This is a genomic window from Mesorhizobium sp. SEMIA396 (assembly GCF_024518615.1).
In the GTDB taxonomy this organism is placed as follows: Bacteria; Pseudomonadota; Alphaproteobacteria; order Rhizobiales; family Rhizobiaceae; genus Mesorhizobium.
In genome coordinates, this window is the sequence record NZ_JANIFC010000014.1 from 55073 (window position 1) to 79538 (window position 24466).

The 24466-nt window shown below is 64.1% G+C and carries 22 protein-coding genes; 11 read left to right on the forward strand and 11 right to left on the reverse strand.

Annotated features, from left to right (window positions below):
- Position 1 precedes the first annotated feature (1 nt).
- From NP503_RS28115 to NP503_RS28135, 5 genes are all read right to left on the reverse strand, one after another.
- Positions 2-910, reverse strand: a complete 909-nt coding sequence (locus NP503_RS28115) for a carbohydrate ABC transporter permease (protein WP_127267630.1) — start codon at positions 908-910, stop codon at positions 2-4.
- Complete coding sequence (locus NP503_RS28120; RefSeq protein ID WP_127267629.1) at positions 910-1845, reverse strand: carbohydrate ABC transporter permease; 936 nt, start codon at positions 1843-1845, stop codon at positions 910-912. The genes NP503_RS28115 and NP503_RS28120 overlap by 1 nt, the downstream gene beginning before the upstream one ends.
- Positions 1842-2780, reverse strand: coding sequence for a sugar phosphate isomerase/epimerase (locus NP503_RS28125; RefSeq protein WP_127271269.1), 939 nt, complete (start codon positions 2778-2780; stop codon positions 1842-1844). The genes NP503_RS28120 and NP503_RS28125 overlap by 4 nt, the downstream gene beginning before the upstream one ends.
- A gap of 110 nt (positions 2781-2890) precedes the next feature.
- On the reverse strand, positions 2891-4243 hold the full coding sequence (locus NP503_RS28130) for an extracellular solute-binding protein (protein WP_127267238.1): 1353 nt from the start codon (positions 4241-4243) through the stop codon (positions 2891-2893).
- Positions 4244-4502: 259 nt separating this feature from the next.
- On the reverse strand, positions 4503-5288 hold the full coding sequence (locus NP503_RS28135; protein ID WP_127267237.1) for an SDR family NAD(P)-dependent oxidoreductase: 786 nt from the start codon (positions 5286-5288) through the stop codon (positions 4503-4505).
- A gap of 98 nt (positions 5289-5386) precedes the next feature.
- Between NP503_RS28135 and uxuA the strand changes: the two genes are divergently transcribed.
- From uxuA to NP503_RS28155, 4 genes are all read left to right on the forward strand, one after another.
- Positions 5387-6571 (forward strand): mannonate dehydratase, encoded by a 1185-nt coding sequence (uxuA, locus tag NP503_RS28140; RefSeq protein WP_127267236.1) that lies wholly within the window; start codon positions 5387-5389, stop codon positions 6569-6571.
- Between the two features lie 316 nt (positions 6572-6887).
- Positions 6888-7907 carry an isopenicillin N synthase family oxygenase gene (locus NP503_RS28145; protein ID WP_127267235.1) on the forward strand — a complete coding sequence of 340 codons (1020 nt, stop codon included), beginning with the start codon at positions 6888-6890 and terminating at the stop codon, positions 7905-7907.
- Positions 7908-8239: 332 nt separating this feature from the next.
- Positions 8240-9559: an LLM class flavin-dependent oxidoreductase gene (locus NP503_RS28150; RefSeq protein WP_127267234.1), complete on the forward strand. Its 1320-nt coding sequence runs from the start codon at positions 8240-8242 to the stop codon at positions 9557-9559.
- 27 nt (positions 9560-9586) lie between these two features.
- On the forward strand, positions 9587-10606 hold the full coding sequence (locus tag NP503_RS28155; RefSeq protein ID WP_127267233.1) for an NADP-dependent oxidoreductase: 1020 nt from the start codon (positions 9587-9589) through the stop codon (positions 10604-10606).
- Positions 10607-10676: 70 nt separating this feature from the next.
- On the opposite strand, the gene NP503_RS28160 is transcribed toward NP503_RS28155, so the two are convergent.
- From NP503_RS28160 to NP503_RS28180, 5 genes are read right to left on the reverse strand one after another with little or no spacing between them, the layout of a single operon-like run.
- On the reverse strand, positions 10677-11993 hold the full coding sequence (locus tag NP503_RS28160) for an aspartate aminotransferase family protein (protein ID WP_127267232.1): 1317 nt from the start codon (positions 11991-11993) through the stop codon (positions 10677-10679).
- Complete coding sequence (locus tag NP503_RS28165; RefSeq protein ID WP_127267231.1) at positions 11990-12757, reverse strand: N-formylglutamate amidohydrolase; 768 nt, start codon at positions 12755-12757, stop codon at positions 11990-11992. Before NP503_RS28165 ends, NP503_RS28160 begins: the two co-directional genes overlap by 4 nt.
- Positions 12757-14079, reverse strand: coding sequence for a glutamine synthetase (locus NP503_RS28170; RefSeq protein WP_127271271.1), 1323 nt, complete (start codon positions 14077-14079; stop codon positions 12757-12759). Before NP503_RS28170 ends, NP503_RS28165 begins: the two co-directional genes overlap by 1 nt.
- Positions 14076-14723 (reverse strand): cysteine hydrolase family protein, encoded by a 648-nt coding sequence (locus tag NP503_RS28175; protein ID WP_127267229.1) that lies wholly within the window; start codon positions 14721-14723, stop codon positions 14076-14078. Before NP503_RS28175 ends, NP503_RS28170 begins: the two co-directional genes overlap by 4 nt.
- A complete protein-coding gene (locus tag NP503_RS28180) occupies positions 14720-15658 on the reverse strand; it encodes a MurR/RpiR family transcriptional regulator (RefSeq protein ID WP_127271273.1) in 939 nt (312 codons plus the stop codon). The genes NP503_RS28175 and NP503_RS28180 overlap by 4 nt, the downstream gene beginning before the upstream one ends.
- 145 nt (positions 15659-15803) lie before the next feature.
- Here NP503_RS28180 and NP503_RS28185 point away from each other — a divergent pair, with 145 nt between their 5' ends.
- Genes NP503_RS28185 through NP503_RS28215 form a run of 7 tightly spaced genes read left to right on the forward strand, consistent with a single transcriptional unit; the run spans position 15804 to position 23344 of the window.
- Entirely contained in the window at positions 15804-16970 is a 1167-nt protein-coding gene (locus NP503_RS28185) for an FAD-binding oxidoreductase (protein WP_127270506.1), read from the forward strand.
- A 14-nt stretch (positions 16971-16984) separates the two neighbouring features.
- A complete protein-coding gene (locus tag NP503_RS28190) occupies positions 16985-18826 on the forward strand; it encodes an ATP-binding cassette domain-containing protein (protein WP_236383436.1) in 1842 nt (613 codons plus the stop codon).
- Between the two features lie 45 nt (positions 18827-18871).
- Positions 18872-20038 (forward strand): ABC transporter substrate-binding protein, encoded by a 1167-nt coding sequence (locus tag NP503_RS28195; protein WP_127271797.1) that lies wholly within the window; start codon positions 18872-18874, stop codon positions 20036-20038.
- 4 nt (positions 20039-20042) lie between these two features.
- Positions 20043-20747, forward strand: coding sequence for an ABC transporter ATP-binding protein (locus tag NP503_RS28200; protein WP_027035601.1), 705 nt, complete (start codon positions 20043-20045; stop codon positions 20745-20747).
- A gap of 5 nt (positions 20748-20752) precedes the next feature.
- Complete coding sequence (locus NP503_RS28205; RefSeq protein ID WP_127269886.1) at positions 20753-21634, forward strand: branched-chain amino acid ABC transporter permease; 882 nt, start codon at positions 20753-20755, stop codon at positions 21632-21634.
- A 4-nt stretch (positions 21635-21638) separates the two neighbouring features.
- Positions 21639-22268, forward strand: coding sequence for an FMN-binding negative transcriptional regulator (locus NP503_RS28210; protein WP_127269888.1), 630 nt, complete (start codon positions 21639-21641; stop codon positions 22266-22268).
- Between the two features lie 29 nt (positions 22269-22297).
- A complete protein-coding gene (locus NP503_RS28215) occupies positions 22298-23344 on the forward strand; it encodes an ornithine cyclodeaminase (RefSeq protein ID WP_127269890.1) in 1047 nt (348 codons plus the stop codon).
- A gap of 12 nt (positions 23345-23356) precedes the next feature.
- On the opposite strand, the gene NP503_RS28220 is transcribed toward NP503_RS28215, so the two are convergent.
- Complete coding sequence (locus NP503_RS28220) at positions 23357-24460, reverse strand: alcohol dehydrogenase family protein (RefSeq protein WP_127269892.1); 1104 nt, start codon at positions 24458-24460, stop codon at positions 23357-23359.
- Positions 24461-24466 lie beyond the last annotated feature (6 nt).

Consider the following 24466-nt stretch of genomic DNA (forward strand, 5'->3'; position numbering starts at 1 on the left):
GTCAACCCTTCACGGCGCCGGCTGTCAGGCCGGCGATGAACTGCCGTTGCATGGCGACAAAGACGACGATCACCGGCAGTGTCGTGATCGTCAACGCGGCGAAATAGAGCGTCCAGAGCGAGTCGTATTGCTGGAAGAAGCTGACCAGTCCAAGCGGGATGGTCTGCACCGAAGGGTCGCGCAACAGCAGGAAGGCCAGGAAGAAATCATTCCAGATCTCGATGAAGCCGAAGATGAGGATCAGCGCAACGCCCGGCCGCACCAGGGGCAGCATGATGTGGATCAGGATCTCGAGCCGGCTGGCGCCATCGATGCGCGCGGCATCTTCGAGGTCGGCCGGCAATGTGATGAAGAAGCTGCGTAGGATGAAGACCGAAAGCGGCAGCGACGTCGCGGCATAGATGAAGGCAATGCCGAGCCGGCTGTTTATCAGGCCGAGATCGCGCGCCACCAGGAACAGCGGAATGGCCATCACCTGCGGCGGCACCAGCATGGCCGCAACCGCGACTGCGACCACAAGACCGCGTCCGGGGAAACGAAGACGCGCCACCGCATAGGCGCACGGCGTCGCGACGGCCACCAGAATGATCAATGCCGAGCCGGTGACGAAGATGCTGTTGACGATGCGCGATCCCATGCCGGCGATCCGCCAGGCATCGGCATAGTTCTGCAGCACCAGGCTCGATGGCGGACCCCAGACATTGCTGAGCATTTCCTGCTTGGTCTTGAGCGAACCGAACAGCACCCAAAGCAGCGGATAAACGGTCTCGAAGAGCACGAGGACGAGCGCGGCATAGATGCCGCCAAGTTCGAGGATGCCGCGCATGCCGAGGCGCTGCATGAGCCCGCGACGGCGAGAGCCGGCGGCGCCATCGTCCAGCGAAATTGGAGGGTTGGCGGCTGCTCTCATCAGACGTCGAGCCTTTGCCTGCGCATCAGGGCCAGCAGGCCGACACTGGCCAGCCCGACGATCATGAACAGCACATAGCCGATCGCCGCGGCGTAGCTCATGGCGCCGTCCTGGAAGGCCTTGCTCATCATGTAGGTGAGCACCACTTCGGTGGCGTGGTTCGGGCCGCCCTTGGTCAGGACATAGACGATGTCGAAATTGCGCACGAAGGCGCCGGAAAGGCCGAGGATGGTGTTGATGAAGATGATCGGCATCATCATCGGAACGGTGACGTGCCGGAAACGCTGCAAGGGGCCGGCGCCGTCCATTTTCGCGGATTCATAAAGTTCCGAGGGGATCGTCTGCAGCCCGGCCAGATAGATGACGGCATGGAAGCCGAGCCATTTCCAGACATCGACGACGATGATCGAGTAGAGCGCGATGTCGGCGTCGCCGAGCCATGATCGTTTCAGCCCGGCGAGGCCAATGAGATCGAGCCCGCTGTTGAGCAGGCCGAAGACGGGATTGTAGATCCAGGACCAGAGCAGGCCGACGGCAACGAAGGACATCGTCACCGGGACGAAAGCGGCGGCGCGGAAGAAGGCGCGGCCAAGCAGCGCCCGGTTCAGAAGCAGCGCCAGCCCGAGGCCGAGCGCGTTCTTCAGGACCACGACGGCAACGACGAAAATCAAATTGTTGCGCAGCGCACCGAGGAAAATGCGATCGTGCACGAGGCGCTTGTAGTTGGAAATACCTGCCCAGGTCGGGTCGGAAAACCCGTCCCAATTGTGCAGGCTGAGCCAGAAGCCGTTGACGAACGGCCAGAGGTAGAAAAGACCGAAGAGGATCGCGGCGGGCAGGATCATGACGAATGCGACCGCCCCGTCCCCGGCATTGAAGCGCCAGGTGCCGGATCGGCTCGAAACAGGAGCCTCCTCTTGCGGTCGCGTGCTCATGTGGCCTTCGCGCCTTGCGGGGTCAGCACCAGCCCGAGCGTGTCCCTGACATAGGCGATGCTCTCGAGCGTGCTTTGCTCTGCCGTTTTCTTGGACGCATCCAGCTCGATGATGGCGAGGCCATCGTAGTTTGCATCCAGCAGGACGTCGACGATGCCAGCGAGATCGACGACCCCGGCGCCGAGCTCGCAGAAAGCGCCATAGCGGTCATAGCCCTTCAACGCCGGATCGACCCTGGTGTCCTTGAAATGCATGTAGCGCACGGCGGAAATGTAGGTCCTGACCGCGTCGACCGGATCGGAATTGGTGTGGGCAAGATGCGCCGGATCGATGCACAGGCCGGCCAGGTCGGTATCCAGTTCATCCATCATGCGGTCGAGCTGGTCGCGGCGCTCGATGAAGGTGTCGAGGTGCGGGTGATAGACCGTCTCGATGCCAAGGTCCTTTGTCCGCCTGCCGATATCCTCGAGCGCCCGGCAAAAGGCGCGGTAGTCGTCGGCCGTGTGCGCCCCGGCAGCGGCTTCCGAGGGACCGCCGCCGAGAACCAGCACCGGTGAGCCGAAGCCCTTCAACATCCTGGCCAGCGCGACGAGCACGTCACGTTCATAAGGCCAGGCGACAGGGTTGGTGAAGATCGCATTGACGTAGAAGGAGGAGAGCTTGATGCCATACTCGCTCTGGCCTTCCGACAGCAGCGCATAGCGCCGCAAGATGTCGGTGTCGGTGGTCACTCCCATCGGCGCCTGGTTGCCGAGCTGCATGTATTTGCGGGCGTACTGGTCCGACAGGCTGGTGAAGGCGAGGATCTCGAACCAGCCGAAGCCCTGGTCGGCGAGAAACTTGATGGCCGGCCTGAGCGGAAGGCCGGTCAGGTCCCAGCTGTTCAGATGATAGCCGATCGAGAAGCGCTGCCGTTCGGCGCGATGTGTCATCATGTGTTTTCTCCGATGGGCGAGGCTGCCCGAAGCAGGCAGCCTCTGTTTTTCTTGCCTGGCACATCAGCCCGGCTGGATGGGCGCTCGCTTGCAGGCGCTACTTCAGGGCCTCATTTGGGCGGCCAGCTGCCCTGGGCCTTGAGGTCATCGAAGATGGTCTGGATCGATGCGGCGGCGTCTTCGGGCGTCGTGGTGCCGCCGACGATGCCGGCGATTGCCGAAGACGTGGCGCTCGCGACCTCCGAGGGCCAGATCCAGTCGAGGAACTTGATCGTGTTCGGGAAGGCTTGCTTGCGCAATTCGACGGCATAGGCATCGTCGACCTGCGGCACGCCCTTGATCGAGGCCGCGATCGGCTGTTCCGGCGCGAGGTAGAGCGTCGCGACTTCAGGCCGTGTCAGATATTCGATGAATTTGACCGCGGCATCGAGCTTCTCGGGCGGGATCGAGGAGGCGACGCACATGCCGTTGTCGGCACCGCCGCCATGGCCGGGCGCTCCCGGCGTTCCGTCCATTTTCGGAAAGGCGAAGACGCCCCATTTGAAGTCCTTGACGCTCGACTGGAGCGACGGGATTTCCCAGGTGCCGCCATAATACATGGCGCTCTTGCCGGCGGCGAACGCCGCACGCATGCCGTCCTGGTCGACGGAAAGCGAATCCTTGGAAAGGATGCCATCATCGACCCATTGCTTGATCAGCTTGAAGCCCTCGACATCGGGCGCGTCGGTGAACTTGGCCGTACCCTCGAGGTTCTTCTGCGTCTTGCCGACCGGGTCGCCCGAGGCCTGCGAGAAGGTCTCGAAGTACCACATCGGCCACATCACGGTGTTCGAGCCCTGATGCAGCAGAGGGATCACGCCCTCGGTCTTGAACTTCGGCACGGCTGCCTTCAGGTCGTCATAGGTTGGCGGGACAGGAATGGCGAGCTTCTGAAAGAGATCGACATTGTAGAAGATCGTCGATGTCGACAGCGTCGAGATCGGCACGCCGTAGACTTGGCCGTTGACCGTGAAGGCGCCAAGTGCAGCGGCGTCGATCCTGTCCTGGAACGGCTTGATCTTGTCGGCAATCGGCATCACCAGTTTGCGCCTGACATAGGCGCCATTGGTGTAGAAGGCCGGGCAGGCGATCAGGTCCATTTCCTGGTTTGCAAGTTTTGCGGTCATCACGCGCTGAATGGAATCGGTTTGCGGCCCCTGGGCATCCCATTCGACGGCGGCGACGTCGGGGTTGGCCTTGAGGAAGCCGTCGATGACCTGTTGCTGGATTTTCTTTTGCTCGTCCGGCGGTTGACGCGGCGCGAGTTCGTCGAGCGCCGAGCCGCCGAAAATCTTGAGCGTGATCCCGTCGGCGTGGCCGATGCCGGGCACTGTGATCAGGCCGAGACCTAGCAGTGCGGTGGCGAGGATGGGAGCGGCGGGACGTTGTTTAGGACGATGGGTCACTCTCTGCTGAAGGGGCATCTGGCTCTCCTTTACGCCAATGCCGAGGGGCAACCTCGGGACCAATATCGTTGATGGTCATATGATCTTGGTCGCCTGTTGATGTTTTTGTCAATCGGCAACAATGCCTATTATTTCATCGATCGCACCGCCCCCTTTCATGTTCGGCGTGGCCCGTGCGGTGTTCAATTTGCTTGGGCATTGATCTGCAAGAAGATCGGCAAACCAATTGTCGGATGCTGGCTGCTCCCGGTGACGGACAAGCCCCAATCTTCGCAATCTACTTCACGCCGATGCCGGCGGTCAGGCCGCCATCGATCTTGTAGTCCGCGCCAGTGCAGAAGCCGGCCTTCGACGAACACAGGAAAGCGATGAGTTCGGCCACTTCCTCCGGCTCGCCGATGCGTCCGATGGGGTGCGCTTCGCCGAAGCGCTTGTAGGCGGCCTCGACATCGGCATCCGTGCCGTTCTGCCCGCGGGCGGCCTTCTCCAGGATTGGGGTGCGGATCGAGCCCGGGCTGACGGAATTGACGCGGATGCCGGAGCGCGCATGGTCGAGGGCCAGGGCACGCGTCAGCGTGTGGATGGCGCCCTTGGTGGTGGCATAGGCGGCGACGTTTTGCTGGCAGGCAAAGCCCTGCACCGAAGCGACGTTGACGATGGCGCCGCCGCCCATGCGGACCATTTCCGGGATGCCGAAATGTGCGGTCAGATAGATGGACCCGACATTGACCGACATCGCCCTGTTCCAGGTCTCGAAATCGGTGCTGGTCGCGGTTCCGTACGGATGCACCGCCGCCGAATTGACGATGATATCGAGGCCGCCGAACCGCTCCACGCCGGCCGCGACCGCGTCGCGAACCTGATCGGGCACGGAGACGTCGGCGTCTATGACCAGCGCCCCGGCTGCGGAGCTTTCCAGTTCCGCTTTCAGCGCAGTATTGGCCGCGCGGTCGATGCCGCAGGCGACGATCGCAGCACCCCCTGCAGCGAGGCGTCTGGCGGTTGCGAGGCCAATCCCGGTCGTGCCCGTCACCAAAGCCACCTTGCCGTCGAAATCCTTCATTGGGAAAACTCCTTCATTCGCTGTCCGAAACCGTTCCTAGTTTGACACCCATTGTGGTCCAACAATAGGTTGCCATCCTCTCGCAGAAGGAAGCGGCTATGGAACAGTGCTGGCGCTGGTATGGACCGAACGACCCGGTAACGCTCGATCATGTCAGGCAGGCCGGTGCGACCGGCGTGGTGAGCGCCTTGCACGATATCTATGACGGGCGCGCCTGGCCGCTCGAGAGCATTCTGGAGCGCAAGCGTGTCATCGAGGCCGCCGGCCTGACATGGTCGGTGGTCGAGAGCATTCCGGTCCACAATTCATTCAAGATCGGCGCGCCGGAACGCGAGCGCTATGCCGGCTACTATCGTGACTCAATTCGCGCGCTCGCCAAGGCCGGCATTGCGACGGTCTGCTACAATTTCATGCCGGTGGTCGACTGGACGCGCACGGATCTCGCCTATCGGCTGCCAACGACAGGTTATGCGTTGCGTTTCGACGCCATCGATTTCGCGGCCTACGATTTGTTTGTGCTGAAGCGCGTCAATGCCGAGGCCGGCTATACCCCCGCCCGCATTGCCGAGGCGGAAGCGCGGCTGAAGGAATTGAGCAGCGAAGCGATCGACAGGATCGAGCGCAACCTGATCACCGGCCTGCCTGCGACCGAGCGCAGCTATGACAGGGACAGTTTTCGCGAGGCCCTGGCGGACTATGATGCGATCGGACCGAAGGAGCTGCGCGACAACCTTGCCTGGTTCCTGCGCGAGATCATTCCGGTGGCCGAAGAGGAGGGGGTGCGCATGTGCATCCATCCCGACGACCCGCCCTTCTCGCTCTATGGCCTGCCGCGCATCGTTTCGACCGCCGAGGATGCGCGTTTCATCCTCAACGCCGTCGACAGCCCCGCCAACGGCCTGACGTTCTGCACCGGCTCCTATGGCACGCGCGCCGACAACGACATCGTCGCCATGGTCAAGGAGTTCGCCGACCGCATCCATTTCGCCCATCTGCGCAACATCACCATCGAGGATGACGGCTCGTTCCACGAGGCCGAGCATCTCGAGGGCGGCACCGACATGGCGCATGTTATCCTGGCTCTGATGCAGGAAGAGGCGCGCCGCCGTCGGGAAGGCCGCGCCGACTGGCGCATTCCTATGCGGCCCGACCATGGCCATCTGCTCGCCGACGATATCGGCAAGACCAGGCTCAATCCTGGCTATTCGCTGATCGGCCGGCTGAAAGGCCTCGCCGAGCTGCGTGGCATCATGCGCGCCATCGAGCGGTTCGAGCTGGCTTGAATGCGCTCCGGCCGGTCGGCTGGCGGATTTACAGGCGATCACGCGCGGTTGCGCTTCCGCTGTGACTTATACGATGTCGCACTGGAAAGTGCGGCCTACGAGAGGCATGGCGGGTAAAGCACGTGTCGGGAAATTATTTGCCGGCAGTTCACAATATGCAGCGCTGACGTTCTTCCATTCGGGCCAGATTGGACTTCCTGTTGCTTTGATCGGCACGCCTTGCGTGTCACTTTGAGATGCATTCATTCTCGAAGCTCTTGCCGGTGGTCGCTTCTATTTCTCCTAAGCCAAGGCAGAGAAAAGAAGGAACCTGAGCATGCCCAGAATTGTGCCGGTGCTCGATCTGAGCCGTCTCGAACAAGGTGCTTCCGAGTATCGTACCTTTCTCCTGGACCTGCGCACGGCGGCTCGGGACGTCGGCTTCTTTTACCTCAGCGGCCACGGAATTTCGGCCTCGGAGATCGACGACGTGATCGACGCCTCGCGCCGGTTCTTCGCGCTGCCGGAGGCCGACAAGCTGGCGATCGAAATGGTCAAATCCCAGCAGTTCCGCGGCTATACCCGCGCCGGTGGCGAACTGACCAAGGGCGCGGCCGACTGGCGTGAGCAACTCGACATCGGCGTCGAGCGCCAGCCCATAGCGCAGGGACCTGGAATTGCACCGTGGACACGGCTGCAGGGGCCGAACCAGTGGCCGCCTGCACTGCCGGAGCTCAAGCCGGCACTGCTTGCATGGCAGGCCAAGGCGACCGCGGTGGCGATTCGGCTGTTGAAAGCCTTCGCGCTATCGCTCGATCAGCCCGAGGACGCCTTCGACGCGATCTACCGGGACTCGCCCAACCATCGTATGAAGATCGTTCGTTATCCCGGCCGTGACGCGACCGAAGGCGACCAGGGCGTCGGCGCGCACAAGGATGGCGGCTTCCTGACCCTGCTGCTGCAGGACGACAACAAGGGGCTGCAGGTCGAATATGACGGAAGCTGGGTGAATGTGGATCCGCTGCCCGGAACGCTGGTCGTCAACATCGGCGAACTGCTCGAACTCGCATCGAATGGATATCTGCGGGCCACCGTGCACCGCGTCGTGACGCCGCCTGCCGGCGTCGAGCGGATTTCCGTTCCCTTCTTCTTCAGCGCGCGGCTCGATGCGACCATCCCGCTTCTCGGCCTTTCCGAGGAACTGGCGGCGCAGGCGCGCGGACCGGCAAGCGATCCCGACAACCCCTTGTTCCGCGATGTCGGCACCAATGTGCTCAAAAGCCGGCTGCGTTCCCATCCCGACGTGGCACGCCGCCACTATGCCGATCTTCTGGAGACTGGAACGGTGGGTTCGTGACGGTCGCCTGGCACGAATTTTTGCCGTTTGGCATGTTTTTTGGAATGCCATTCGTCGCCAAGGCTTGGAAATAAGCTCAAAAAGGTAAAATCGTTCGGCGGTTTCCTCCCATTTCGCCGAACGGTGTTCCCCTCTGAAGGTTTTGACCTTCTTTTTGGCCGGGCCGTATTCGAGCCCGGCCTTTTTTGTCCTGGGGTATCAGGCGCAAAACTGAAATGCTGCAAAAGCCCGGCGCAGCGGAACAGAATACCTTCCCGAGTTGGGCTGACCGTCCGATCCTGAGAAGGATTCGAGCACTGTGCTCGACTGTATCGATCGGCGGAACATCTTTCATGACACGAAAACAACTGCGCCTCGGCGCCTTCATGCGCCCCGTCAGCCTGCACACCGGCGCCTGGCGCTATCCGGGCGCCTATCCCGACGCCAATTTCAATTTCGCGCATCTGAAGCGCTTCGCCCAGACCCTGGAAGCGGCGAAGTTCGACGCCTTCTTCATGGCCGACCATCTGGCCGTTCTGAACATGCCGATCGAGGCTTTGCGGCGCAGCCACACGGTCACCTCGTTCGAGCCGTTCACGCTACTGTCGGCGCTCGCCGCCGTCACTGACCATATCGGGCTGGTCGCCACCGCATCGACGACGTTCGACGCGCCCTATCATGTTGCTCGCCGCTTCGCCTCGCTGGACCATATCAGCGGTGGACGCGCCGGCTGGAACATCGTCACCACGTCCAACCCTGACGCGGCGCTGAACTTCGGCCTCGACGAGCATGTCGAGCATGATGAGCGCTACCGGCGGGCGCGGGAATTCTACGATGTCGTCACCGGCCTGTGGGACAGCTTTGCCGACGATGCCTTCATCCGCGACGCCGAAAGCGGGTTCTATTTCGATCCGGCCAGGCTGCATGTGCTCGACCACAAGGGCGAACATCTCTCGGTGCGTGGGCCGCTCAACATCGCCCGGCCAATCCAGGGTTGGCCGGTCGTCGTCCAGGCCGGCGCGTCGGAGGCTGGACGCCAACTGGCGGCGGAGACAGCGGAGGTCATTTTCGCCGCCCATGCGGATATCGCGGCGGGACAGCGTTTCTTTGCCGACGTCAAAGGCCGTGCGGAGAAACTCGGCCGCTCGCGTGACGACATCAAGATCCTGCCTGGCGCCTTTGTCGTTGTCGGCGACAGCGTCGAGGACGCGCAGGCCAGGCGGGCGAAGCTCGACAGCCTCGTCTACTACGAGAGCGGCATCGCCTCGCTGTCGATCGCGATCGGACACGATGCGTCCGGATTTGACCCGGACGCGCCCTTGCCCGAAATCCCCGAGACCAATGCGAGCAGGAGTGGCCGCGAGCGCGTCATCGAACTGGCACGCGAGGAGAACCTGACCGTCAGGCAGCTTGCGCAAAGGCTGGGCGGCTATTCCGGCCTTGCTTTTGTCGGCACGCCTGAAACAATCGCCGACGAGATGGAGGAATGGCTGGTTGCCGAGGGCTCTGACGGGTTCAACATCATGTTTCCCTACCTGCCGGCAGGGCTGGATGATTTTGCCGAGAAAGTGGTACCGGAATTGCAACGGCGAGGCATCTTCAGGCGGCAATATGAGGGGTCGACACTGCGCGAGAATCTCGGCTTGAAGCGGCCGCCCAACCGGTTTTTCTAGTAGAACATCCTTCGCGGAGAGGTCTCCATGTCAATCCAGTCCAACACCCGCATCGTGCTCGCGGCGCGACCGCAAGGCCGGCCGAAGCCGGATCATTTCCGCATCGAGACGGTTGACCTTGACCAGCCGGGAGAGGGCGAACTGCTGTTGCAGATCCTTTATCTGTCGCTCGATCCCTATATGCGCGGTCGTATGAACGCCACCAAATCCTATGCCAAGCCGGTCGATGTCGACGGTGTGATGGAAGGCGGCACCGTCGCGCGTGTGATGATCTCTCGCCATCCGGAATTTGCTGAAGGCGATATCGTCCTGTCCCACTCCGGATGGCAGAGTTTCGCCCTGTCCGACGGTGTCGGGCTGCGCAAGCTCGATCCCGCGGCTGCACCCATAACAACCGCGCTCGGCGTGCTCGGCATGCCGGGCTTTACGGCCTATGCCGGTCTGCTCACCATCGGGCAGCCGAAGCCTGGCGAGACGGTCGTCGTCGCGGCCGCCAGCGGCGCGGTCGGGTCGGCCGTTGGCCAGATCGCGCGCATCAAGGGTGCGCGTGCCGTCGGCATTGCCGGCGGTGCCGAAAAGTGCGCCTTCGTGCGAGAAGAGCTCGGCTTTGACGCGGTCGTCGATCACCGGGCCGACGATTTTGCAGAGCAGTTGAAGGCAGCTTGCCCCGGCGGCATCGACATCTATTTCGAAAATGTCGGCGGTCCTGTCTGGGACGCGGTGTTTCCGCTGCTGAACGAATTTGCGCGTGTGCCGGTCTGCGGGCTGATCGCGCAGTACAACGTCATCGCGGATGCCGGCACCGACCGGTTGCCGACATTGATGCAGCAAGTGCTGCACCGCAGCCTGACGATAAGGGGTTTTATCCAGCGCGAATTTGTCGACCAGCGCCCGGCCTTCTATCGCGAGATGGCCGAATGGATAGCGTCCGGCCGCGTCCGCTACAGGGAAGATATCGTGGACGGCATCGAAAATGCGCCTCAGGCCTTTCTCGGCCTTCTCGAAGGCAGGAATTTCGGCAAGCTGATCGTGCGTATCGCGGAATAATTGTTGCACAACGATGAGCCGGGGCTGCCGAGACAATCGCTGTCGCAGCCCGGCGCGGCGCCTTTTTTGTTCACCACATCATGAAGGAGGCGACGTCCGCATCCGAGACCTTGCCGGCATTCACGTCAGCGATTGCCTGGTCGACGATCGCGACGCCCTCGGTCATCTCGTCTTCCGTCAGCGTCAGCGGTGGCATGAACTCCAGCACATTGGCCCTCAACCCGACATAGGTGAAGGCTGCACCCAACTCATAGCCGCGATAGATGATCTTGGCCGTGGTCGCCGCCGCAACCGGCTCACGTGTCGTGCGGTCCTTGACCAGGTCGACGCCGATGGCAAGCCCGCGCCCGCGCACGTCGCCGATGATCTCGTGTCTGTCGCCAAGCGCCCGCAATGCGTCGGAAAACAGCATGCCGATCCGCGCCGAGCGCTCGACCAGGCCGTCCGTCTCGATCGTCTTCAGCACCGCGTTGCCGGCCGATGTCGCCACCGGATTGCCTGCGGTTGTCTGCAGCGCGAAGGCCGGCGCATGGTCCATGATCCCCTTAGGGCCGATCACGGCCGACAACGGCAAGCCACCGCCGATGCCTTTGCCGAAGACGACGAGGTCCGGCGTCAGTCCTTCATGCTGGAAGCAGTGCATCATGCCGCTGCGAGCGAGCCCGACCTTGACCTCGTCGACGACAATCTTGATGCCGTGCCTGCGGCAACGCTCCTGCAATGCCTTGAGAAAGCCGGGCGGCGGCACGATCAGCCCGCCATCCGACATCAACGGCTCAATGAACACCGCCGCGACCTGATGCGGCGGGCAGGTGGTCTCGAACTGGTAGTCGAGCAGGGCAAGCACGTCCTCGCTGCTGAAATTCGGGCGGTACGGATCGGGATAGGGCAGCAGAAGCACGCCCGGCCGGGGCAGCGTGTGGGTCATGGCGGTATGGCCGCTGATGCCCATCGAGCCGGAGAGATTGCCGTGATAGGAACCGATGAACGAGATGAAGCGCGAGCGGCCGGTGGCTGCCTGCAGCACGCGCACCGCGCAGTCATTGGCATCCGACCCGGAATGGCCGAACCAGACGCGTCGTTCGCCTTCTCCGGGCGTAATCGCCAGCAGCCGCTCCGCCAGCGATACGGCGGGCTCGTTCGGGTAGAGCAGCAGGCTGGCGCCCGCCATGTCGCGGATCGACGTCTCGACCGCTTCGACTATTGCCGGATGGCCGTAGCCGAGCACCGCCGGACCGGCCGATCCCGACAGGTCGAGCAAGGAGCGGCCGCCTTCCTCGATCAGCCGGTTGCCCCGGCCGCCGATGACGCTGAGCGGGGAGAAACGCAGCTTGCCGATCTGGGCGATGGTCGCGGCATCACGTTCGCGCAGGCTGAGATTGCTCACGACACGGATTCCGTTTCGAGCGCCGGCAGTGCCGCCGCCAGCCGGTCCGCCCATTCCTCGATGCCGGACCGTGTCGACAAAAGGTCCTGCCGGATCTCGACGAGGACGGCGGGGATGCCGCGATCATCGCCATGAATGGGCACGGCGTAATCGGCGTCGCGGCTGATCACATAGGGCACGTTGGCCGCGACATTGAGCCCGGCGTCGGTGCGCAGGCCCGAAAGGATCGTTTCTGCGAGATCTCTTGCTTGGTCGTGCAGCACGCCGGCATGCCAGGGTCTGCTGACACCGAGGAAGACCGGCGTGAAGGAATGGATCGTCACGATCCGGGTCTGCCGGCCTGCTTGCGCCCGGCGGTCAAGATACGCAGTCACCCGGTCATGAAACGGCGAAAAGATGATCTCGGCGCGCCGGATCCGCTCCGCCGAATCGATGCCGACATTGCCGGGAATGTCGGTGTCTTCCGACAGCACCGGAATGCTGCCTGGCGTGCCCAGTGGCCGGTTGAGGTCGATCAGCAGCCGCGAGTAACCGCTGAGGAAGGCCGGTGCATCGAGCTTCGACGACAGCAGGCGGGTCACTTCGGCGGCGCCGATATCCCAGGCGATGTGGCGCTGCAGATGGCTGGCATCGAGGCCGAGCTGCCGATACTCGGCCGGCATGTGGTTGGACGCATGCTCACACAACAGCACGATATCGGAGCGGCCGTGCTCGTTGAGGACCTCGACGGCCTCGGGCCAATCTTTTCTGGCCTGCGCGGTCATCAATAGAGCGTCCGGTAGAGATCGCAGATGGAGGCCGGATCGAGACCGGCAAGACGCTCGGACTCATGTCGCTTGAGGCCGACGAAGGTTTCGATGAAGACAGGCGCGAACCATCCCGTCACGATGCCGTCGGCCAGCAACGCGTCCAGTGCCACGGGCAGGGTTTCGGGCAGGCGCACCAGACCGAGACTCGCCCGCTCAGCCTCGCTCATCAGTGTCGGGTCGCCGGTGACCAAAGGCGGCGACGGCAGGCCCGCCTTCAGCCCTTCCAGCCCGGCGCGGATGATCGCCGCCAGCGACAGATAGGGATTGCCGGTGGCGTCAGCGGCCCGGTATTCGATGTTGTATTGCCGCGCCGGATCGCGTCCGCCGATCGTCACAGTCGGGCAGATGCGCAGCGACGCCTCGCGGTCGCGGTCGGCGAGCCAGGTATAGGACGAACTCCAGCTGTGCGGCTTCAGCCGGTAGAAGGACGACACGCTCGACGCCGTCATCGCGGTCATTCCAGGCAGATGGCGCAGCACGCCGGCACAGAAGGCGCCGGCTTTGGCGGAAAGACCTCCGGGCTGCGTTGGATCGTATGTCACCGGCTTGCCGGCCTCGTCGACAAAGCTGAAATGGATGTGGACGCCGTTGCCGACGGCAGTTGGCGCGGTTTTGGGCGCGAAGCTCGCACGCCAGCCGGCATTGCGCGCCAATTCGCGCGTGATTTCGCGGATGGCGACGGCGCGGTCCGCCGCCGTCAGCGCGTCCGCCGGCTCGTGCGTCACCTCGAACTGCTCGTCGCCGAATTCGGCGATGACCACCTCGGGAGCGACTCCGGCTTCCTCGAGCGCCGCCATCAGGTTGGGCGCGAAGGGGTCCGTGCGGCGCAATGCGGCGAAAGACATCGAATGCGCCGGCGCGAAGCCGCCGTCGGCGACATTGAATTCATGCTCGAAGGCGGCGATGACCGACAGGCCGGTTGCGGCTTTCAAATCGGCCAGCGCCTCTTTGAGCATCGTGCGGGTGCAGCCGAGCCATGGGCTGCCATCGAGCTCGACGATGTCGCCGGCGACCATGTCGAACGGCGTCGCCGATCCGGTACGTGTCGTGCGAAAGCGCGCCTTGAGATCGGGGATAAGCCGCAGGTCGCCCGACGAGCCCCAGGGGTTGGGATCGACGATCGAGTTGAACGGCGTCAGCGACAGATTGGCCTGCAGCCAACCGACGCCGGTCGTGGCGGTCTTCTGCAACTTGCCTTCGGCAACGAAGCGGCCCCGCGTGACGGCGGAGAGATCCGTGGTGACGACGGCAACCAGAGGCTCGACAGTCGATGTCATGCCGGTTTTCCCAAAGCGTTGAAGCGGCCGACGACCGTGTCGGTATCGGCCACCCAGCAGTAGCCGCCGAAGGCCTTGAGCGCGATGTCGTGGCGTTCCTGCGTAATGGTGGCGCAGGCATCCGATACGCAGGTGACAAGATAGCCGCGGTCGGCGCCGTCGCGCACCGTCATGTCGACGCATTGATCGGTCAGCACGCCGACCACGACGAGATAGCGGATGCCGAGGTTCTTGAGGAGATAGTCGACATTGGTCGAGTTGAAGATGCCGGACGACGTCTTCGGCAGCATGATCTCGTCGCCGACCGGCGCCAGCGCCGGCACCGGCAGACCCTCCGGGAGGCTGGGCGCGACATGGATCGGCGTCAGCTTGTGGTCGAGCGAGCGGTCACGGCCGTCTTCGGTCAGGCTCTGGATGATGGTGTGCAGCACCTCGACGCCATTGGCCCGCGCAGCGGCCAGCAGGCGCTCCTGGTTGGGGATCGTCTGTGACGATGTCTGCCGGTAGAAATAGTGATCGGGCCCACGCTCCGGATGCGACGGATCTGCGCCCGGCTCCAGCCAGATGCGCTGCATGTCGACGAGCAGCAGGGCCGTTTCGCCGGCACGGAAGGCTTCGTCTCGTTTGGGTAGGGCCTGGGTCATGCTTTGTCGTCCTGCTTTGCTGATTTGGGTCCCGGCGTCTTGCGGGGTCCGGGTATCTTGCGCGCGCCGTTCTCTTGCGGGTCGCTGTCGAGTGTCACGGCATTGGCATGTCGCACCCTTTCGAGCCGCTCAATGCGGGCGCGCGCGTCGTCGCCCAGCGTCGAAACGATATGGGCGACCAGCGCCTCCATCTGGGCGATTGCCGGCGCCAGCGTGTCATAGGGCGAGGCGACTTCGAGCGGGCTGACGATGGTGACTTCGGCGAGGTCTGATATCGGCGACAGCCATTGGTCGGTGAACAGGACGATGCGCACATCGAGCGCCGCCGCTTGGCTCGCATAGGCCATGACGTCGAGCTGGTAGCGGCGGTAGTCGAACACGACGAGCACGTCGCGCCGGTCGAGGTCGGCGAGCGTGTCGAAAGTCTGTGGAGAAAGCACGCCGAGATCGCGAACCCCGGAGCGAAACTGCACGAGATAGCCGGCCAGCATGCCGGCGATGTGACGGCTGAACCGGCCGCCGACCATCACAATCTCGCCCTTGACCTCCATCAGCAGGCGGGCCGCCCGCTCGTATGTCTGGATGGGTGTCGCGGCGGTGGCTTTCTGCAAGGCCGTGGTGACGCTGTCGAGATAGGCCAGCACGGCGCTGTCGTTGGAGCCGCTCTGCCGCTTGGCCTCCATCATCAGCAGCGGCGAGTGCAGTCTTGCCTCGACTTCGGCCAGAAGCTTCGCCTGGAAATCCGGAAACCCTTCATAGCCGAGCTTGACGACCAGTCTCACCACGGTCGGATCGCTGACGCCAGCGCGCCGGGCGAGCGATGAGGCGGTGCCGAGGCCGGAGGTCGGATAGTCCGTCAACAGCAGTCGGACGATCTTCTCTTCCGACGGCGTCAGCGCAAGATCCCCGCGCATCAGAACATCGCGTATCGCCATGGGCCTCCCCGAAATCCGTGTTCTCTTGTTTTGTCGAGTTTATTACAGAGATTTAAATCTTGGTCAACAATGAAGAGATGTTGACATTGCGTGATCGCTGGCCCTACCTTGTCGGAAAGCAGCCAAGAGACTGTGGGGAACAGCCATGCGAAACGGAAGCGACGTCATCGTCGTCGGTGCCGGCATTGTCGGATCGAGCGCCGCCTATCATCTGGCCAAGGCCGGTGTGAAGGTCACATTGGTCGAGCAGACCCATCCCGCCGGCGGCCCGTCGGGCAAATCGTCGGCGCTGCTGCACGCCTTCTACCTGATGCCGGAATTGTCGCAGCTTTCCATACGTGGCCGCGAGATCCTGGTGTCGCTGCCGGAAATCGCGGGCGAAGGCTCTTTCGTCACCGAAATCGGCATGATGTGGGTCTGCGGCAACGACAACAAGGTGAGTTGGACGGCGGCGGCCGAACGCATCCGCGGCGAGGGCGCGCGCATCGAGACATTGTCGCCGCAGGCCTTTGCCGACGCGGCACCCGGCTTTGCCCTGGACAATGTCGCAATGGCGCTGTGGGAGCCGGAATATGGCTACGCCGATGCCTTCGGCGCCACCAACGCCATCGCCCGTGCCGCCCGCGCCAACGGTGCCAGGATCATGCAGAACACGCTGGTCGAGAGCCTTCAACGGCAGGGCGACCGCATCACCGGCGTCACCTTGACCGATGGAACGGTGCTGGAAGCCGGTACCGTCGTCCTGGCCGCCGGGCCGTGGACGCGCCGCCTGCTGGCGACGGTCGGCCTCGATCTGCCGCTGCATGTCGAGCGCCATCCGATGGCCGTCCTCGACGCAGCCGGCAAGGCAAGGCAGGTCATGCCTTTCGCCTGGTGCGACGACATTTCCTGCAACTATGCACGGCCTGACAATGACGGCGTCATCCTGGCCGGCACCTGGGCTGGTGGCGGCACCGGCCTGCGCCACGAACATGCGGGCCGCCCGCGTTTGGTCCAAAATCCTGATGATTACATGGAAGGTGTCGAGGAGCAGGAATCGGTCGAGATTCTGGAGACCTTCGCTGGCAGAGTCCCTGCCATGGCCGAGCTTGGCATCCGGCCCGGCTATGCCGGACTCTACGACATGAGCCCCGACGATCTGCCGGTCATCGGCGCCATGCCTGACGTCGAAGGGCTGGTCGTTTCGGCGGGATCCTCCGGCCACGGCTTCAAGACCGGGCCGGCAGTCGGCGAGGCGGTGGCCAGGCTGGTCACCGAAGGCGCGCAACCGATCCTGGCGCCGTTTTCACCCGATCGCTTCAGGGCCGCGTAATGGCGTCGGTGACGATGAGCGAGAGCAAGCCCAGTGGCTTCATGCCGGCCGCGTTTCGCAACGCCACTGCCGATGCCCTGTGCATGGTCGCGGTGCTGCTGCTGGTGGCGCTTGCCGCCTTCATCTTTGGCAGCGCCGCCATGCAACGTGTGGTCACCTATGCCGCGATCATGCTGACGGCGGTGCTTGGCCTGCAGATATTCTCTGGCAACAGCGGCATCGTCTCGTTCGGTCAGGCCGCCTTTGTCGGCCTTGGCGCCTACGCCACCGGCATCCTCACCATGCCGACCGCCTTGCAACGAACGGCGCTGCGCGACCTGCCGCAATTCCTCGCCGGGTATCAACTCTCCTTCTTCGCGGCGCTGGCCGTCGTCCTTGCGCTCGCGGTCATCGTCGGCCTGTTGACCGGCACGCCGCTGCTCAGGCTTTCCGGATCGAGCGCTTCGATCGCAACGCTTGCCATGCTGATCATCGTCTACACGCTGCTGGTGGCCGGGCGCGAGATCACGCGCGGCAGTCAGCCATTCTATGGCGTGCCGCGCGAGGTCGGGCTGTGGACGGCTGCCGCTGTCGCTTCGATGGCGCTGGTGGCGGCGAGGCTGTTTCGCGAAACCTCCTTCGGCCTTGCCGCCCGCGCCGCCGCCAATGACGAGCGCGGTGCCGCCGCCGTCGGCGTCGACCAGCGCACGGCGCGTCTGGCCGCCTGGGTGGCGGGTGTCGTCGCCGCCATGGCCGCCGGCGCCATGATGGCGCAGTTTCTGGGTGCGTTCTCGCCACGCGATTTCTATTTCGACCTCGGCTTCACCATGCTCGCCATGCTGATCGTCGGCGGCATGACCTCGTCGCTCGGCGCTTTCGCCGGCGTCATCGTCACCATCGTTTTGGTCGAAGTGGTGCGCCGCTTCGAAGGCGGCGGCGAGGTGCTCGGCCTGCATCTGCCCGTCCTGTTTGGCCTGACCCAGGGCGTGCTTGCCATCGCCATGATCCTGGTTATCTGGCGGCGACCGACCGGTCTGTTCGGCGAGCGTGAACTGAACCTGCTGCGTCGGCCCGGTCGCCAGGCCGTGATGGCTTCAACGGCGCCACCGCGGCATGTCGAGAGTGACCGGCTCGCCGCCGTCCATCTGTCGCGCCGCTATGCCGGCGTCGTCGCCGTCGACGACGTCAGCCTGGATTTCGAGACCGACAGCATCACCGGCATCATCGGCCCCAATGGCGCCGGCAAGACGACGCTGCTCAACATGCTGGCCGGTGATATCAAGCCAAGTGCCGGCACCGTGTCGGTGGGTGGCGTGGTCCGGCAGGCTTCGGCCTTCCGCTTCGCCCGCTCCGGCGTTGCCCGCACGTTCCAGAACATCCGCGTCTTCCCGCACATGACCGTGCTCGAAAATGTCGTCGTCGCCGCCCGCCAGGTGGAGCCGGATCTTGGCCATGCCGAGGCGGCGGCAATGGGTGAACTTGCGCGCATGGGGCTGGAGAGATTCGCCGATCAACCGGCCGCCAGGCTTGCCTATGGCCAGCGCCGTCGGCTCGAAGTGGCACGCGCCCTGGCGTTGAAGCCGCGCTTCCTGCTGCTCGACGAGCCGGCCGCCGGCATGAACGCCGTCGAGACCGCCGAACTGGTTTCGATCCTCTCGACGGTCCGCACCGAGCGCCGCATCGGCATTGTGCTGATCGAACACGACATGCGGCTGGTGATGAACCTGTGCGAGCGCATCGTCGTCATCGATCATGGCCGCGTCATCGCCGACGGCACGCCGGGCGACGTTCAGAAGAACCCTGCCGTGATCGCAGCCTATCTCGGCAGCCGCACGGCGCGCGCCAAGACCGAAACGCCTGAAAACCAGACCGCATGACCCGCAACGACAGCCAACCATAAGAAATCCAGAAGGAGAACCGACATGCCAAGCCTCTATCGCCTCCATCGCGCCGCTTTGTGCGCTGCCGTGTTCAGCATCGCCGCCATTTCGACGGCCAGCGCCGAAGAGATCATCATCGGTGCCGCGACCGCGCAGACCGGCGGCCTTGCCCCTTACGACCAGCCGGCACTTGCCGGCCTGCGCATGTCGCTCGACGAGCTCAACGCCAAGGGTGGCCTCGCTGGCAAATACACCGTCAAGCTTTTGATCAAGGACACGCGCTCCGATACCGCGCAGACTGCCACTGTCGCCCAGGAACTGATCGACGCCGGCGCCAAGATCATGATCACGCCGTGCGATGCCGATCCCTCGATTTCCGCCGGCCAGCTGACCCAGCCGCTTGGCATTCCGACCCTGACGCTGTGCGGCTCCGCCCCGGTGCTCACCGGCGCGGTCGGCGACGTCATGTTCGGCACCTATCCGGCCGACAATGTGCAGGCGACGGCGGTCGCCGACTTCGCCGTCTCGGAAGGCAAGAAGAAGGTGTTCCTGCTGACTTCGCCGGACTCCACCTACACCGCCAATCTGCCGGAATATTTCGGCAAGGTGTTCGAGAAGAAGGGCGGCGCCATTGTCGGCCGCGGCACCTTCAGCATGGGCCAGCCCGATTTTTCCGCCGAGATCACCAATATCAAGGGCCTAGCCGACAAGCCCGACCTGATCATGACGGCGGCCTATGAGCCGGATTTCCCGGCCTTCATCCAGCAATTGCGTGGCGCCGGCGTCACCATCCCGGTCTATGGCGCCGATGCCATCGGCACGCCGACCATCAAGGCGCTCGGCAAATTGGTCGACGGCGTCGTCTACACCGCGGCCGGCTATGCCGAGCCGGGCAGCAAGCTCGAGGCCTTCAATACCGCCTTCACCAAATATGCAGGCCACGCACCGGAATCGACCTATGAAGTCAATGGCTATGAGATCGGCCTGATCCTCGACCAGGCGGTCAAGACGGCCGGCTCCGACGACCCGAAAGCGATCCGCGACGCCATCGCCGGCCTTAAGGATTTCGAAGGCATCACCGGCAAGATCACCTATGCCGGCACCGATCGCATGCCGCTGCGGCCGGTGGCGCTGATGCGCTACGAGGGCGGCGAGGGCAAGCATGTCCAGACCCTGATCCCCGACGCTGCCGACGTTCCGGCGCCGTGATGTCATGCTGAGCGTCGAAGCCCTGAAAATCCGGTACGGCGAGGTCGAGGCGGTGCGCCGCGTTGACCTCACCGTCGGCAGCGGCGAGATCATCGCGCTGGTCGGCGCCAACGGCGCCGGCAAGAGCTCGACGCTCGGCGCCGTCGCCGGGTTGGTGCCGGCGGCATCCGGCAAGGTGGTCTTCGACGGTGTCGACATCACCGGCCTGGCGCCGGAGGCGATTGCCCGCAAGGGCGTCGCGCTGGTTCCAGAAGGCCGCCGTATCTTCGCCAGCCTGACGGTGGCCGACAATCTGCGTCTCGGCGGCGCAGTGCATCAGCCGGCGGCCGAGGCAAGGCTGCGCGAGGAGGAGATGCTGGAGTTGTTCCCGATCCTGCGCCGCTACCACCGCGTCAAGGGCGGCAATCTGTCGGGCGGCGAACAGCAGATGCTGGCCATCGCCCGCGCGCTGATGGGCAAGCCGCGCATGATCCTGCTCGACGAGCCCTCGCTCGGCCTTGCCCCGCAACTGATCGACACCGTCTTCGACCTGATCGCCGAACTGCGCCGCAAGGGCCTGACCATCCTGCTGGTCGAACAGAATGTGGCGCTGGCGCTCGAAATCGCCGACCGCGCCGTTGTGCTCGCCAATGGCGAGGTGGTGCTGTCGGGCACGGCAAAAGAACTCGCTTCATCGGACCTCGTCCGCCAAGCCTATCTGGGAGCTTAAGAAGCATGATCGCGCAGCAGATCATCAATGCGGTGAGCCTCGGCGGCGTCTATGCCCTGCTGGCGCTCGGGCTGGCGATCGTCTTTTCCATCGTCGGCCTCATCAACTTCGCCCATGGCGAGCTGATGACGCTGTCGGGCTATGCGCTTCTGGCCTCGCTGGTGCTCGGCTTCCCGTTCCCGGTGGCGGTGCTTGTCGCCGTCTCCTGCGGCGCGCTCGCCGCCGTCGCCATGGAGCGTATCGCCTTCAGGCCCATGCGCGGCGCCAGCGTCACCAGCCTGCTGTTGACCAGCTTCGCGGTTTCCAGCTTGCTGAAGGTCGTCTTCCAGAACGGCATCTCGGCACGGCCGCAAGCTGTCGCCATGCCTAGCTGGATGACCGGCGCCTTCTCCTTCGGCGACTTCACCATCGGCGTCGGTCCCAGCATCTCCATCGTCGTCTCCGCACTGGCGCTGATTGCGCTGGAAGTCTTCCTGCGCCGCTCGGTGACCGGCACGGCGATGCGCGCCGCGGCGGAAGATTTCGACGTCGTGCGCCTGATGGGCATTCCGGCCAGCCGCATCATCGCCACCGCCTTCCTGCTCTCCGGCCTGCTGGCCGGGCTGGCGGCCATGCTGTGGGTGGCGCAGCGTGCCTCGGTCGATCCGCTGATGGGCTTTACGCCGGTGTTGAAGGCCTTCATCGCCGCCGTCGTCGGCGGGCTCGGCAGCCTGCCCGGTGCGGTCGCCGGCGGCTTCCTGCTCGGCATCATCGAGGTGCTGTTGCAGGCGACACTGCCGGGAGCGATCGCGCCCTATCGCGACGCCATCGTGCTGTCGGGCGTCATCGCCGTGCTGCTGGTTCGCCCGCAAGGCCTGATCCCGGCGGTTCGCGCCCAGCGAAGCTGACCTGATGTATACCAAGCTCGAGTTCGCGCCACTGTCGCGCGACGAGGTGTTCGGCCTGATCGAGGCCGCGGCCTTCGCCGCGGTGGTGACATCGGGACCGCAGGGTCTTGTCGTCTCGCATCTTCCCTTCGTGCTCGATCGCGCGCGGGGTGAAAACGGAACGCTGGTCTCGCATCTCGCCAGGGCCAATCCGCACAGCGCGCTGATCGCCGAGGGCAGGGAGACGGTCGCCATCTTTCACGGTCCGCATGGCTACATCTCGCCGTCCTGGTATCCGCGCAATCCGGTGCGCGACAGCGCGCCGACCTGGAATTTTGCTGTCGTGCATTGTCATGGGCATCCGGTGCCGCTCGACGATCATGCCACCGCCCGGCATCTCCTGCAGCTTGTCGACGTGCTGGAGAAGGAGCGCGACGACCGCTGGTGCATGCGCGAACTGGGACCAGGCGGCATGGAGCGGCGCATACCGCATATCCTTGGGTTTGACCTGCCGATCGAACGGCTCGAAGCCAAGTTCAAGATGGGACAGGATGAGCGCCTCTACGACACGGGCGGAGCTATCGGGGCGCTGGAACAAAACGATCCGGCGCTGGCGGCGATGATGAAGGCGCACAACGCGCATCGCCAGGACTGACCGCCCGCATGCGGCAAGGATAAGAAAAAATGATCCCCAATCTCAACATCGTGCCCTTCGTCAGCGTCGATCATATGATGAAGCTGGTGCTGAAGATCGGCGTCGAGCGCTTCCTCGTCGAACTGGCCGGCTACATCGAGGATGATTTCCGCCGCTGGGAGCTGTTCGACAAGACGCCGCGCGTCGCCTCGCACAGCGCCGAGGGCGTCATCGAGCTGATGCCGACCAGCGACGGCGAGGTCTACGGCTTCAAATACGTCAACGGCCATCCCAAGAACATGCGCGAAGGCCGCCAGACGGTGACCGCTTTCGGCATGCTCGCCGATGTCCACAATGGCTATCCTGTCTTGCTATCCGAAATGACGATCCTGACCGCACTGCGCACGGCGGCGATGTCGGCTCTGGCCGCCAAATACCTGGCGCCGGCCGGCTCCAGCTGCATGGCGCTGATCGGCAACGGCGCCCAGGCCGAATTCCAGGCGGTGGCCTTCAAGGCGCTGCTCGGCGTCGACAGGCTGAGGCTTTACGACATCGACCGCACTGCCACCGAAAAATGCATCCGCAATCTCGCCGGTCTCGGCTTCGACATGGTCGCCTGCGGCACCGCGCAGGAGGCGGTCGAGGGAGCCGACATCATCACCACCGTCACCGCCGACAAGCAGTACGCCACCATCCTCACCGACAATATGGTCGGCTCCGGCGTGCACATCAACGCGGTCGGCGGCGACTGTCCGGGCAAGACCGAACTGCACCGCGATATCCTGCTGCGCTCCGATATCTTCGTCGAATATCCGCCGCAGACGCGCATCGAGGGCGAGATCCAGCAGCTTGCGCCGGATCATGAGGTGATCGAGCTGTGGCAGGTGATGTCGGGCGCCGTACAAGGCCGGCGCGATCCCGGTCAGATCACGCTGTTCGATTCGGTCGGCTTCGCCATCGAGGATTTTTCGGCGCTGCGCTATGTCAGGGATCAGCTGCGCTCGACTGGCCTCTACCAGGAACTCGACATGCTGGCCGACCCCGACGAGCCGCGCGACCTGTTCGGCATGCTGCTGAGAGCGGCCCAGCACGGTTGAGACGAGCGTTGTTCAGCCAGCCGAGCCCCACATGGCATCCGGCACCACCACCAGCTTGCCGACGAAATCCTTGGCGATGAAATCCGCCTGCGCATGGTGGAAATCGGAGAGCTTGTAGACGCCGCCGACCAGCGGCCGGATCTTTCTCGCCTCGATGTAGCCAACGATGCGGCGGAAATCCGCGCGCGTGCCCTGGCTTGAGCCATGCAGCTGCAACTGCTTCAGGTACATGGTCCTGAGATCGAACTGCACGACCGGGCCGGCAATCGCGCCTGCGGTAGTGTAACGGCCCTCGGGCCTGAGAATACGCAACAGGTCGTTGAAGATGGCGCCGCCGACGAGGTCGGCCACCACGTCGATCGGCTGGCCTCCGGTCGCCTCGTTCACGGCTCGCGGCAGGTCGGCAACACCACGGGTGATGACAACCTCGGCCCCGATGTCGCGCACCGCCTGTTCCTTGCCCTTGCCGACGACCGCATAGGGAATGGCGCCGCGCGCCCGTGCCAGTTGCACGATGCCCGAACCGACACCACCCGAGGCGCCTGTGACCAGCACACGCTCGCCGGCCTTGAGCGCGGCGCGCTCCAGCATCTGTTCACCGGTGAGGTAAGCGCAGCAGAAGGTGGCGAGTTCGATATCGCTCATGTCGGTGTCGATGACATGAGCGTTCTCGGCCGGCACGGCCTGGTATTCGGCGTAACCGCCATCGCGGCCATGGCCCATATAATCGATGTCGGCGAGTGAATCGTCGTCGCGGTTGTAGATCGAGAAATCGACCATCACCCGTTCGCCGATACGGTCCGGCGATACGCCTTCGCCGACGGCGGCGACGATACCGACGGTGTCCGTGCCCTGGATGCGCGGGAAAACAAGCGTGTTGCCCTGGCGGCGCCATGTCGACACGGCGGCAGCGTCCTCCTCCGTGCCATAGGCGCCCTGGCGCACCCAGACATCGGTGTTGTTCATCCCGCAAGCGCTGACCTTGACCAGCACTTCACCGGGAGCGGGCCCGGGCACTTTCACATCGCTGCGGTAGACGAGTTTTTCCGGTCCGCCGTGCCCGGTGAGCAGCACGGCGGCCATGGTGGCGGGGAGGGTTCTGATCATGGCATTCATCGGTCG